Raw genomic sequence first — 12,993 nt, 5'->3', positions numbered from 1 at the left:
TATGTTTTACGGGATTTTTCTCCCGGGTTCCGGGGCGCTGCGCCTCACGGCGTCTCCTCCCGCTCCTCCGGGACGCTGAGCAGCTGGACCAGCTGGTGGTAGAGCTGCTCCGGCGCCTGTTTGAAGCGGGCGGCCGCCCGCTCCCCCTGTCCCGCCGCGGGCATCAGCAGGCTCAGCTCCAGCAGGGGGCCGCTGTCGTCCGCCAGCCGCAGTCGCACCGTGCACGTCCCGTCCGGGTTTGGGAGCACCTCCCCCTGCACCTGCTGCTCCCGCATCAGGGTCTCATTCACCCGCACCAGATTGTCGTCGCACCGGCGGCGCACCGAGTATGGCAGGCTGCTCTCACAGATCTCGCTGTTGCGCCGCCCCTTCTCCGTGATGGCGTAGCGCTCCCCCTCCCGGCTCAGGTGCTCTGTCTCCACCAGATGCTCCACCGCCTGCGTCAGGGAGAAATAGTCCACCCCGGCGTCGCACAGCGCCAGCTCCAGAAGCTGAAGGAACGTGATCGGCGCCGCAATGCGGGCCATAATATACAGGACCAGCAGCTTCAGATCCATCTCATCCTGAATAAATCCCATCCGGGCCATCCAAGCACACCTCTCTCTTCTTGCCCCGGCCCTGGCGGGCCGGCGGCGTCCCGGACACCGCTCCACCTTTGGTGGGAACGTGCCCATGGTCTTTCTATTTTATTATAGAACAAAACGCGCGAAAGGACAACCCCGCATTTCCGGCTCCTCTGGCACCATCCCGCCTGTCGGTCATAGTATGGTATGGAAGCCCTTCACTTCCGGCGGGCCCGGCACCCCCGTGCCCGTCCACTCCACTCAATCTGACGAGGAGGTATCCATATGCCTGAAAAGGTCGCGCCCGGTCCCGTGAGCGATGATCGCTGCATCCGGGAGGCCGTGTGCATACACACGAAAAAAATTTTTGATTCCTGCAAAGACAAAGACTGCATTGAGGATCTGCGGGTCTATCCCACCTGCGGGTCGCAGGAGGTCCTTGACCGGGCCCTGTCGGTCAAGGCCGGGACAGCCGAGCTGCTGTACGCCTACATCGATGTGGAGCCCGTAGGGTTCAACCGCGGGTTCTATACCGTGGATGTGCGGTATTTTTACCGGATCACCGCTGATGCGTTCATCGGGGCCGCCCGCCCCATCGAGGTATGCGGTCTGGCCGTATTTGACAAGCGGGCCATCCTGTTCGGCAGCGAGGGGGGCGCCAAGTCCTTCAGCTCCGACTCCCCCAGCGTGTGCAGCTGCCAGGATCTGATGGGCAGCAGTCTCCCCACCGCACACGTGGAGGCCATTGCCTACAAGAGGCCGTGTCCGGGCCACCGGCGTCAAAAGCCGGTTGACAGATCCCGCTCTCTCCTCTATACTCCCAGATACACCCCTGACATCCCCTGTATCCCGTTCCCGTCCCCTGGGCCGCAGGAGAACCGGAGCGTTTTTATCACACGATAATAAAAGGAGGACTCACCCATGGATCAGATGGAGATCCGGCAGCTCATCGCCCGGCAGAGGGCCTATTTTCAGAGCGGTGCGACCCTGCCGGCCAGGGCGCGCGTTGAGGCCCTCCGCGCCCTGAGGTCCGCAGTGGCTGCCCGGGAGGAGGAGCTGAACGACGCCCTCCGGGCCGACCTGGGAAAGAGCGCCTTTGAGAGCTATATGTGCGAGGTGGGCATGGTCCTCAGTGAGCTGACCTATATGATCCGCCGCACCCCCGCCTTCGCCGCTGACCGCCGGGTCAGGACCCCCCTGGCCCAGTTCGCCGCCCGGAGCTATGTCAAGCCCTCCCCCTACGGCACCGTCCTCATCATGAGCCCGTGGAACTACCCCCTGCTCCTCACCCTGGACCCCCTGATCGATGCCCTGGCCGCCGGAAACACTGCTGTGGTCAAGCCCAGCGCATACTCCCCCGCCACCAGCCGGGTCATCGCCCGGCTCCTGTCGGAGTGCTTTCCCCCGGAGCATGTCTCGGTGGTCACCGGAGGCAGGCAGGAGAACGCCTGCCTGCTGGAGCAGAAGTTCGACTATATCTTCTTCACAGGCAGCCAGGCAGTGGGCCGGGAGGTCCTGCTCCACGCCGCCCAGTATCTCACGCCGGTCACCCTGGAGCTGGGAGGAAAGAGCCCCTGCATCGTGGACGAGACTGCGGATCTGAAGCTGACCGCCCGGCGCATCGTCTTTGGAAAATACCTCAACTGCGGCCAGACCTGCGTGGCCCCCGACTATCTCCTCTGCCAGGAGAGTGTCAAGGACGCCCTGCTGGAGGAGATCGTCCGGCAGATCACTGTCCAGTTCGGCCCCGCCCCCCTGGACAGCCCCAGCTACGGAAAGATCGTCAACCAGAAGCACTTCCAGCGCCTGCTGGGGCTGATCCAGCCGGAGAAGGTGGTGTGCGGCGGCACCTGGCAGGAGGAGGCCCTGCGCATCGCTCCCACGGTGATGGACGCCGTCACCTGGCAGGACCCGGTCATGGGGGAGGAGATCTTCGGCCCCATCCTCCCCGTCCTCACCTTCTCCCACATCCCGGAGGTGCTGGAGCTGCTGAAGGACCGGCCCAAGCCCCTGGCCCTCTACCTGTTCTCCAGGAACAAAGGGCACATTCGCGCCGTGACAGAGCGCTGCTCCTTCGGCGGGGGCTGCGTCAACGACGTGGTCATCCACCTGGCCACCAGCGCCATGGGCTTCGGCGGGGTGGGCGAGAGCGGGATGGGGGCCTACCACGGCAGGGTGGGCTTCGAGACCTTCTCCCACCGCAAGAGCATCGTGGACAAAAAGACCTGGATGGACCTGCCCATGCGCTACCAGCCCTATCTGCCCCTCTACGAGAAGCTGATCCGCCGCTTCCTCCGCTGATCCCTCCGCCCCTCCGCCCTGACGGCCCGGAGGGGCTTTTTTTGCCCCGCCAGGGATATCTCCTCCGCCGCCCCCATACACATGACTGGGGTGATCGATATGCTGCACTATACCTTTTTTCCACAGGACCAAAAGACGCTGGAGCGGCTGCTGTCCCAGCTGATCGCCGCCAGACTCCTCGCCCCGCCCCGGAAGGAGGACAGGAGATGAGGATGGTGGGGTACGGCCGGGTCAGCACCGACCACGAGGAACAGCGGGACAGCCTGGAGCACCAGCAGGCCTTTTTCCAGGACTTCGCCCGGGCCAGGGGCCACACCCTGGTCCGGGTCTATGCCGACCAGGGGATCTCAGGCAAGTGGCTGAAAAAGCGGGACGGCTTCCTCCAAATGCTCCGGGACGCGGAGCGGGGGGAGTTCGAGCTGGTGGTGGTCAAGGACATCTCCCGCTTCGCCCGGAACACCGTGGACTCCCTGGAGAGCATCCGCAGGCTGAAGGCCCTGGGCATCGAGTGCATCTTTGTCAACAACTCCCTCAAGGTGCTGGGGGAATCGGAATTCATCGTCACCATCATGGCGGCCATCGCCCAGGAGGAGAGCGCCAACCTGTCCAAGCGGGTGAAGTTCGGGAAGGACATCACCTCCCGGAAGGGGAGGGTGCCCCCCCGCATCTACGGCTACGACCGGCTGGACAACTTCACCCTCCGGATCGTCCCGGCGGAGGCGGAGGTGGTGCGGGAGATCTTCCGCCTCTACCTCCAGGGCCTGGGCTGCCGGAAGATCGCCCAGGCTCTGGAGGAGCGGGGGGCGTCCACCAAACTGGGGGCCAGCTGGAACAGCCGCGGGGTGCGCCGCGTCCTGGAAAATCCCATCTACTGCGGTCATTATGTCAACCACAAATACACCGTGAGCGACTTCCTCTCCGGCCAGATCCAGCGTCTCCCTCCGGACATGCACTACCACCACGACAGGCCGGAGTGGGCCATCGTCTCCCCTGACACCTTTCAGGAGGCGGCCCGGCTGATGGAGCAGCGTCGGCGGAAGTCCGGCTCCGCCCCTCCCACCCGATACAGCGGCCGCTACCCCCTCTCCACCCTCATCCGCTGCCAGAGCTGCGGCCGCGCCTTCACCCGCCGCCGGGTGGCCTACCCCTCCGGGCGGCAGTATGTCTACTGGCACTGCCCCATCCACAGCGAGTATGCTGGCAGCCGCTGCGGCAACGGCACCATCCTCCCGGAGGAGGGGCTGCTGGACCAGCTCCGGGCCTGGCTGGCGGCCCAGATCTCCTCCCCCGCCGCGCTGGCGGAGGCGGTACGCCTCCGGCTGGACGCCCGCTCCTCCCGGCCTGCGGAGGACCCTGCCGCCGCTCTCCGGCGCCGTCTGGACCAGTTGGAGGGCCAGCGTGCCCGCTATCTGGAGCTCTACGCCGGCGATCTGCTCTCCATGGAGGAACTGCGCCGGCGGCTGCGGCTCCTGGCGGAGCGGAGCGCCCGCCTCCGGGAGGATCTGGACCGGCTGACGCGGGACCCGCCCCGGGATCTGGAGGCGGAGATCACGGAGCAGGTCCGCCGCGTCCTCTCCCTGGAGGACATCACCAACGGGGAGCTGCGGCAGCTGATCGACCGCATCACGGTGAGCGAAAAGGGGGATGTGTCCATCTATCCCGCCCGGCCGGCGGAGGAGCCTCCCGTCGCCCCAGGTGCTTTTGTAGGCAATGGCTGAGGCCGTGGACCCCATCATCCTGAACATGAAGCTGGTAGACGTATGCCAGTGCCGCCCCTGCGACTGTTCCCTCACCGAGATCCCCCAGGCCATCCTGGACTGCTTCGGGGACTCCCTCACCCAGGGCGGCGACGTACACCGCCTGTACGTCACCCTGGGCCAGTTCTCCATCATCCGCCTGGAGCGGGATACCCAGCTGCTCATGCCGGTCTACGACTACTGTATGCCGGAGAAGGAGTGCGACTGCGGCAGCGACTGCAGCCAGGAGGACCCCTGCGAGGTCTTCCGGCAGGTCAAGTTCCCCGTGGACGAATTCTTCCCGCCCAACAGCAGCTGCAGCCGCAACTGCTCCCGCAGCTGCTGACCCCCCAAAACCTCCCCTCCTGCCGGAGGGGAGGTTTTTCTTGCAGTCCCTCCCAAATTGTGCTATGGTAGCTCCAGTCTATTTGATGCAGGAAAGAGGAGATCCTGATGAGAAGATCAGACAGAGCCCGGGACCGGAGCTTTGCCTTTGACGTGATCGACCGCTGCGGGCACGGCGTCGCCGCCCTCTCCACCGGCGGAGAGGGCCCCTACTGCATCCCCCTCTCTCTGGTGCGGGTGGGGGACGACCTGTTTTTCCACTGCGCCCTGGAGGGCCGCAAGCTGGACCTGCTTCGCCGGGACCCCAGGGTGTGCGTCACCTTTGTGGCCGCCGACCAGCCCGCCTACCTCCCGGAGAGCAACATGTACACCACCTTCTTCCAGAGCGCCGTGGTCACCGGCACCGCCTTTGAGGTCACAGACCCCGGCCAGAAGACCGCTGCCCTGCGGGCCCTGTGTGAAAAGATGACCCCCGGACATATGGAGGGCTTTGAGGAGGCCGTCCGCCGCAGCCTGACGTCCACTGCCGTCTGGGGCATCCATATGGAGGAGGTCACAGGCAAGGAGAAGGCGCGGAAGCGGTAAAGATCCCGGAAGCCTCAAAAGCCTCGGCGCCCCGATGATTCGGAGCGCCGAGGCTTTTCTCACATCAGTGGGGCGAAGATGCGCAGGACGCTGCGATAGAGCTGGACCAGGATGTTCAGGTGCCTGGCCCGACGCAGGCTGATGGCCTCGCACTGCTCCAGGGTCTTCTCAAAGTCCGCCTTGATGTCCGCGATGCAGGGGGCATCACACAGCCAGACACCGTCCTCAAAGTGGAGGAAGAGGCTGCGGTAGTCCAGGTTCACGGTGCCCACCGTGGCATACCGCCCGTCCACCACAAAGTTTTTGGCGTGGATGAAGCCCGGCGTGTACTCGTAGATCTTCACCCCCGCCTCCAGCAGAGGCGGATAGTGGGCCTTGGTCACCTCGAACACGGAGCGCTTGTCCGGGATGTGGGGGGTGATGATGCGCACATCCACCCCCGCTTTGGCGGCGTTGCACAGGGCCGTGTTGGTGGCCACGTCCACGATCAGATAGGGCGTGGTGATATAGATATAGTCCCGGGCCCGGGAGATCATGTTCAGGTACACCGCCTGCCCCACTTTCTCGTGGTCCAGGGGCGTATCCGTGTAGGGCTGGACCCAGCCGGAGCCGGGGAGCCGGGGCATGGACTCGGGCCGGAACAGGTCGAAGTCCTCCTCCCAGCCGGAGCAGTAGTCCCACATGGACAGGAACATGACGGTCATGGACCACACCGCCTCCCCCCGCAGGAGGATGGCGCTGTCCTTCCAGTGGCCGAACCGCACCCGGCGGTTGATATACTCGTCCGCCAGGTTCATCCCCCCGGTGAAGCCCACCTTCCCATCGATGATGCACAGCTTCCGGTGGTCCCGGTTGTTCATCCGCAGGGTCAGCACCGGGACCAGCCGGTTGAACACCCGGCACTGGATGCCCCGGGCCGCCATCTGGTCATTATAAGTGCGGGGCAGGGTGAACATGCAGCCGAAATCGTCATAGATCAGCCGCACCTCCACCCCGGCGGCGGCCTTCCGCTCCAGGATGTCCAGGATGGCGTTCCAGCACTCCCCCTCCTGGAGGATGAAATACTCCAGGAAGATGTAACGCTCCGCCTTCTCCAGCTCCTCCAGCATCCGCACGAAAGCCAGGTCGCCCACCGGGAAATACTCGGTCCGGGTGTTGGTGTAGGCGGGGCAGGAGGCGTACCGCTCCAGATAGCGGATCTGGCCCACCGCGTCCTCATCCAAATGGGTCAGCCTGTCCGCCTTGAAATCCCCCCGCAGCACCTCGTTGCTGCGCTCCGCAATGCCCTTCATCTTCCGACGGGTCCGCTCAGAGATCCGGTTGCCGCCCAGCAATAGGTAGAGGATGCCCCCGAACACCGGGAACGGCAGGATCACCACCAGCCAGGCGATCTTATAGCCCGGCTCGCTGCGGTCACTGACGATCCACACCGTAGCCAGGAAGCTGACGAAGATGCAGAACCAATAGAAGTAGTCAAAATGGGCGGTAAATTCGTTGACCATCACGAACAGCACCGCGACCTGGGCCACCAGGGCCAGCCCCGCCAGCACGGAGCGGTGGAAGAGGATATATTTGATTTTTCTCCATTTCATGTTGGAAGCGCCTCCTGCCCCGTCTCTCTTTCTCTCCGGGAGGTGGGTCACTGGACCACCACATTCTCCTCCCCCAGCCGCTCTCTCAGGTCGGCCAGCAGGGAGGGGTGTATCATACAGTATCCCTTGGACTGCTTCCGGATATCCTGGTAATACAGCACCACCGGCTGCTCCCCCGGGAAAAAGGAGAGGGCCAGCTTCACCTTTCGGGTCCTGGGGTCGTCCGGGCCGGGCAGGCGGATGAAGAGCTTCCGCTCCCCCGCCTCCCGCCGCTCCTCCGCCTCGGGTGTGTCCAGGGGGCGGATCTCGTCCGCCATCAGCTGGGGCTCCTTCTCGTCCCGGACGGAGATCCTGCCGCTGGCCAGGATGGCCTGGTTCTCCCGGATGTATCCGCCGCTCTGGTCCAGGGCGCGGGCAAAGACCAGCAGCTCCATCCCCCCGGTGTCGTCCTCCAGGCTGACATAGGCCATCAGGGTATTGTTCCGGGTGGTCCTGGTTTTATATGTGGAGATCACGCCAGCCACCTTCACCATCTGGCCGTCCCGGTAGACGGCGGGACCGTCCTCCCGGGCGAAGTCGCTCAGAATGGAGCCGATGGTCACCGCCCCCCTGCGGCGGGCCGCCTCCCGATAGGCGTCCATGGGGTGGCCGGTGAGGTAGAGACCGGTGACCTCCTTCTCCATGGTCATCAGCTGCTGGGGGGTGTACTCAGGGATATTGGCCAGGTGGAGAGCCGGCAGGGCCGCCTGCTCCGCCTCCCCGCCCCCCATTCCGAACAGGTCCAGCTGGCCCTCCACGTTCCGCTTGCGGCTGGCGGCGATGCCGTCCAGCACCTGGCCGAAGACCTCCATCAGTTGGGAGCGCTTACAGCCCATGCGGTCAAAGGCGCCGGACTTGATAAGGCTCTCCAGCACCCGCCGGTTCAGGTCATGGTCGAACATGCGGTCGCAGAAGTCCATAAAGTCTGTAAAGGGTCCACCCTTGCTCCGCTCTTCCAGCAGGCTGTTGATGACGCTCCGGCCCACACCCTTCAGGGCCACCAGGCCGAAGCGGATGCCCCCCTCGGAGACGGTGAAGTCCGCCTCCGACTCGTTGATGTCCGGGGGCAGCAGGCTGATGTGCCACTCCTTGCACTCGGCGATATACTCCGCCACCTTGTCGCTGGAGTCCAGCACCGAGGTGAGCAGGGCGGCCATGTACTCCTTGGGGTGGTGGCACTTGAACCAGGCCGTCTGATAGGCCACCACGGCGTAGCACACCGCGTGGGCCTTGTTGAAGGCGTAGTTGGCAAAGTCGTAGATCTCGTCGTAGATGCTCTGGGCCACCGCCTCGGGGATGCCGTTGGCGGCGCAGCCGGCGATGCTCCGCGCCGGGTCCCCGTGGAGGAAGGTCTCCCGCTCCCGCTCAATGTCCTTCACCTTTTTCTTGGACATGGCCCGGCGCACCATGTCCGCCTGGCCCAGGGAGTAGCCGCCCAGCTGCTGGAAGATCTGGATCACCTGCTCCTGATACACGATGCAGCCGTAGGTGTTGGACAGGATGGGCACCAGAGCGGGGTGCTTGTAGGTGACCTTCTCCGGGTTGTGCTTGCAGGCGATGAACCGGGGGATGGACTCCATGGGGCCCGGACGGTAAAGCGCGATGATGGCGGTGATATCCTCGATGCTCTGGGGCTTCAGGCCGATGCACACCCCGGTCATGCCGGCGGACTCCATCTGGAACACGCCGGAAGTACGCCCCTCAGAGAGCATCTGGAAGGTGGCCGGGTCATCCTCCGGGATCTGGCTGGTGTGGAAGTCCGGGTGGCTGCGCCGGACCAGCCGGGCCGCGTCGTCCAGCACCGTCAGGTTCCGCAGGCCCAGGAAGTCCATCTTCAGCAGGCCCAGCTCCTCCAGGGTGGTCATGATGTACTGCGTGACTACCAGGTCGTCGTTTTTGGCCAGGGGGACATAATCGCTCACCGGCCGGCTGGTGATGACCACCCCGGCGGCGTGTGTGGAGGTGTTCCGGGGCATGCCCTCGATGGCCCTGGCGGTGTCGATGAGCTTTTTCACCTGAGGGCTGCCGTCGTAAGACTCCTTGAGCTGCTTGGACAGCTTCAGGGCGTCCTCCAGGGTGATATGCAGGGCCCCCGGCCCGCTGGGGATCTGCTTGGCGATCACATCCACGTCGGCGTAGGGCATGTTCAGCACCCGGCCCACGTCCCGCACCGCCGCCCGGGCGGCCATGGTGCCGAAAGTGACGATCTGGGCCACGTGGTCCGCCCCGTACTTTTGGGCCACGTAGTCGATGACCTCCTGCCGGCGGCGGATGCAGAAGTCGATGTCGATATCGGGCATGGTGACCCGCTCCGGGTTCAGGAAGCGCTCGAAGTACAGGCTGTACTTCACGGGGTCCAGGTCGGTGATGTTCAGGCAGTACGACACCATGGACCCCGCCGCCGAGCCCCGCCCCGGCCCCACGGGGATGCCGTGGCCCTTGGCGTAGGCGATGAAGTCGGAGACGATGAGGAAGTAGTCCACAAAGCCCATCTTGCGGATCATGTCCATCTCATAGCGCAGCTTGTCCAGATACTCCTGGGGCTGGGAGGGGTAGCGCCAGCGGAAGCCGTCCATGCACAGCTTCTCGAAGTAGGCGTCCCCATCGGTCCACCCCTCGGGCAGCTGGAAGTGGGGCAGGTGGTACTTGCCGAACTCGAACTCCACGTTGCACAGCTGGGCGATCTTCACGGTGTTCTCCAGGGCCTCCGGGTAATTGGGAAAGAGGGCGGCCATCTCCGCCTCGGTCTTCACGTAGAACTCCTCGGTCTCGAACTTCATCCGGTTTGGGTCATCCACCGTCTTGCCCATCTGGATGCACATGAGGATGTCCTGCATCTCCGCGTCCTCTTTCCGCAGATAGTGGGCGTCGTTGGTGGCCACCAGGGGGATGCCCGTCTCCTCGTGCAGCCGGATCAGCCCCCCGTTCACCTGGCGCTGGACCGGGATGCCGTGGTCCTGGAGCTCCAGATAGTAGCCATCCGCGCCGAACAGTTCCCGCATCTCCAGGGCAACCTCTTTGGCCTTGTCATAGTCCCCTGCAGCCAGCAGCTTGGGCACCTCGCCCCCCAGGCAGGCGGAGCAGGCGATCAGGCCGCCGCAGTGCTCCCGCAGCAGGTCCAGGTCGATGCGGGGCTTGATGTAAAAGCCCTCCAGGAACGCCTGAGAGACCATGTAGGAGAGATTGCGGTAGCCCTCCTCATTCCGGCACAGCAGGACCAGGTGGTGGAAGGAGGAGTCGAACTCGTGGACCCTCTGGAACCGGGTCCGGCCCCTTGGGGCCACATAGACCTCACAGCCGATGATGGGCTTGATGCCCGCCTCCTTGCAGGCCTTGTAGAAATCCACCACCCCGTACATGACCCCGTGGTCTGTGATAGCCACCGCGTCCTGTCCGATCTCCCGGACCCGCTCCACCAGCTTCTTGATGCGGCAGGCGCCATCCAGAAGGGAGAATTCCGTATGCAGATGTAAGTGGACAAAGGCCATAAGCCCCTCCTTCTTCTCCGGAAAAGACGCAAACAAATTTGGAGCAGGACCTCTTGCTGCCTCTTTTCTCTGTCGGTCAGGTCTGTTCTTCTCAAATCCTATACAGCAGGGCGGCCCCACGGAGACGCCGGTCGGGGCCGCCCCGCGGCACACATCACAAAGAGTCTCTATTTCCGAAGGACCTTCTCCAGCGGCTTTCCCTTTGCCAGCTCGTCGATCAGCTTGTCCAAATACCGGATCTTCCGCATCAGTGGGTCCTCGATCTCCTCCACCCGGACGCCGCAGACGGTCCCTGTGATCTTCCCGCAGCTGGGGTTCATCCGGGGCGCCTCCCGGAAAAAGGTCCCATAGTCTATGTCCAGGCTGAGCTGCCGCTCCAGGCCCGCCCGGTCGTATCCGGTCAGCCAGCAGATGACCTCATCCACCTCCTGCCGGGTGCGGCCCTTCCGCTCCGCTTTGGCCGTCAGCAGTGGATATATCTTCGACAGCTTCATGGAGAATACTTTTTCCTGTTCCATATCATCCCTCCGCCGCCTTTTTCAAGGGTCTCCCCTGCCAGATGGCATATCGTCCAAAGGCCTCCATTTATTCCCCGCGGCTCCTCCGCTTTGCTATCATGCCCGCTGTGATCTGACACAGCCGGGTAAACAGGTATCCCAGGGCCGCGCCGATAAAGTTCAGGATGGAGTCGTCCACATCTGCCGCGCCGGTGGCGGTCACCCACTGGATGTACTCCACGCCGCAGGACACCAGCGCCGCCAGAGGCAGAAAGGTCCAGAAGCGGCGCATAGGCCGGAACATCACCGGCATCAGCACCCCCAGCGGCGCCAAAATCACCACATTGCCCAGCAGATTGGTCACGCTGACAAAGCTGCCCGTCCGCCGGTAGTAGATGATATAGTTTCGGATGGTGTGGAAGGGCTCCAGATTCACAGCCCCGCCATAGCCCCGGTCCAGGTGGAACAGCCCGCCGAAAAACAGCAGCACCGACAGGATGCACAGGTAGTAGAGCAGCAGGACCCACAGGGCCCCCGTGCGGTAACGCCGCCGCTGCTCTCCCCGCAGCTTCCTCAGACGCAGCAGCACCCCGGTCCCTGCCAGCAGCACGGTCAGGATGGGGATCGCCATCTGCACCGGGAGCGAGAGCCTGTCCCCCAGGATCAGCCAGAACAGGTTGACGGCTCCGGCGGTCAGATAACAAATCAAGGTCATAGATCTCTCCCGTGGTATCAGATAGTTTTGCCGGGCCCCGCCCCCTCGCCCCGGGCCTGCCCCAGCTCCACCAGCTTACGCAGCCGATGGTTCAGGGCCGACTTGGTCGCCGGCGGGTCCTTCCCACAGGGTCACAGACCCTGTGGGAGCCCTTGGGGCTTAAAATCCTCGGGCGAACTGAATTCGCCCTGCGGGAATTCTCCGCTTCGCTCCGAATTCATGTGTGCCCCGCCCCCTCGCCCCGGGCCTGTCCCAGCTCCACCAGCTTACGCAGCCGGTGGTTCAGGGCCGACTTGGTCGCCGGCGGGTCACACAGGGCCGCCAGCTCCGCCAGAGTGTCCTCCGGGTGCTCCAGCCGCAGTCGGGCCGTCTCCCGCAGCTTGTCCGGCAGGCCCTCCAGCTGCCCGGACTGCTCCAGGCTCCGGATCGCCTCCAGCTGGACCTGGGCCGCCTCCACCGCCTTGTCCAGGTTGGCCGCGTCACAGTTCACCCGCCGGTTCACGCTGCCCCGCAGGTTCTTCTCCAGCTTGGCGTTCATGATCTCCATGGCGGCCAGGGGCGCGCCGATGGCGGTAAGGAAGTCCTCGATGCGCTCACTCTGCTTGAAATAGGCGATATAGTTGGCCTTCCGGGTGGCCTCCTTGGGCTGGAAGCCCGCCTCCCGCATCAGGGCGGGCACCTCCCGGCTCACGTTGTAGTGGGAGGTGGACAGCTCCAGGTGATAGGCCTTCCGGGGGTCGGTGACCGACCCCCCCGCCAGGAACGCCCCCCGGAGGAAGGCAGCCCGGCAGCAGGGCTCCTCCAGCACGGCGAAGTTCACGTGGTTTGCCAGACTGCCCGCATCCATCCCGAAGGTCCCGCTCACTGCTGCCAGCTTGGCAGGGTCCGTGATGCCGAAGCTGTACTTCCCCTCCCCATCAGGCAGACGGTCAAAGGAGAGGCGGAACGCCTTGCGGAACAGGATAGGGAGCCGCTGGGCAAATGCCTCGTTCTCCGTGATGATGCGGATCTCCCGCCCGGAAAAGGTGTTGCAGTAAAGCAGAACGCCGTATGCCTCCGCCTGGGTGCAGCATTTCCGGTTCAGCGCCGTCCGGCACAGCTCCCCCTTGGTCTCTCCTGCAAAGGACATGGT

11 protein-coding genes are annotated in these 12,993 nt (G+C 64.3%); 5 read left to right on the top strand and 6 right to left on the bottom strand.

The window, feature by feature from the left end; genetic code table 11:
* Positions 1 to 44: 44 nt before the first annotated feature.
* Positions 45 to 578 carry a DUF4364 family protein gene (locus tag BN1969_RS12555; protein WP_242850340.1) on the bottom strand — a complete coding sequence of 178 codons (534 nt, stop codon included), beginning with the start codon at positions 576 to 578 and terminating at the stop codon, positions 45 to 47.
* A 270-nt stretch (positions 579 to 848) separates the two neighbouring features.
* Between BN1969_RS12555 and BN1969_RS12550 the strand changes: the two genes are divergently transcribed.
* The 5 genes from BN1969_RS12550 to BN1969_RS12530 all read left to right on the top strand — a co-directional run bounded on the left by BN1969_RS12550 (position 849) and on the right by BN1969_RS12530 (position 5,530).
* Positions 849 to 1,466, top strand: coding sequence for a hypothetical protein (locus BN1969_RS12550; RefSeq protein ID WP_242850339.1), 618 nt, complete (start codon positions 849 to 851; stop codon positions 1,464 to 1,466).
* A 27-nt stretch (positions 1,467 to 1,493) separates the two neighbouring features.
* The gene (locus tag BN1969_RS12545; RefSeq protein WP_336454720.1) at positions 1,494 to 2,864 is read left to right on the top strand and encodes an aldehyde dehydrogenase; all 1,371 of its coding nucleotides are present in this window, start codon (positions 1,494 to 1,496) and stop codon (positions 2,862 to 2,864) included.
* Positions 2,865 to 3,070: 206 nt separating this feature from the next.
* Complete coding sequence (locus BN1969_RS18920) at positions 3,071 to 4,582, top strand: recombinase family protein (RefSeq protein ID WP_050624604.1); 1,512 nt, start codon at positions 3,071 to 3,073, stop codon at positions 4,580 to 4,582.
* Positions 4,575 to 4,946, top strand: coding sequence for a hypothetical protein (locus tag BN1969_RS12535; protein WP_242850338.1), 372 nt, complete (start codon positions 4,575 to 4,577; stop codon positions 4,944 to 4,946). Before BN1969_RS18920 ends, BN1969_RS12535 begins: the two co-directional genes overlap by 8 nt.
* A 107-nt stretch (positions 4,947 to 5,053) precedes the next feature.
* Positions 5,054 to 5,530: a pyridoxamine 5'-phosphate oxidase family protein gene (locus BN1969_RS12530; RefSeq protein WP_050624603.1), complete on the top strand. Its 477-nt coding sequence runs from the start codon at positions 5,054 to 5,056 to the stop codon at positions 5,528 to 5,530.
* A 59-nt stretch (positions 5,531 to 5,589) separates the two neighbouring features.
* Here the strand turns inward: BN1969_RS12530 and cls are convergent, their stop codons facing one another.
* The 5 genes from cls to whiA form a co-directional block, all read right to left on the bottom strand.
* Entirely contained in the window at positions 5,590 to 7,122 is a 1,533-nt protein-coding gene (cls, locus tag BN1969_RS12525; RefSeq protein ID WP_050624602.1) for a cardiolipin synthase, read from the bottom strand.
* A 47-nt stretch (positions 7,123 to 7,169) separates the two neighbouring features.
* Positions 7,170 to 10,649 (bottom strand): DNA polymerase III subunit alpha, encoded by a 3,480-nt coding sequence (locus tag BN1969_RS12520; protein ID WP_050624601.1) that lies wholly within the window; start codon positions 10,647 to 10,649, stop codon positions 7,170 to 7,172.
* Between the two features lie 167 nt (positions 10,650 to 10,816).
* Positions 10,817 to 11,167, bottom strand: a complete 351-nt coding sequence (locus BN1969_RS12515) for a DUF2200 domain-containing protein (RefSeq protein ID WP_050624600.1) — start codon at positions 11,165 to 11,167, stop codon at positions 10,817 to 10,819.
* Between the two features lie 67 nt (positions 11,168 to 11,234).
* Positions 11,235 to 11,861 (bottom strand): VanZ family protein, encoded by a 627-nt coding sequence (locus BN1969_RS12510; protein WP_050624599.1) that lies wholly within the window; start codon positions 11,859 to 11,861, stop codon positions 11,235 to 11,237.
* A 217-nt stretch (positions 11,862 to 12,078) separates the two neighbouring features.
* Positions 12,079 to 12,990: a DNA-binding protein WhiA gene (gene whiA / locus BN1969_RS12505; RefSeq protein WP_050624598.1), complete on the bottom strand. Its 912-nt coding sequence runs from the start codon at positions 12,988 to 12,990 to the stop codon at positions 12,079 to 12,081.
* Positions 12,991 to 12,993 lie beyond the last annotated feature (3 nt).

This window comes from Clostridium phoceensis (genome assembly GCF_001244495.1).
Lineage (GTDB): Bacteria > Bacillota > Clostridia > Oscillospirales > Oscillospiraceae > Lawsonibacter > Lawsonibacter asaccharolyticus.
Note: the sequence above shows the minus strand (reverse complement) of the source record. Positions and strands in the feature narration are given on the sequence as shown.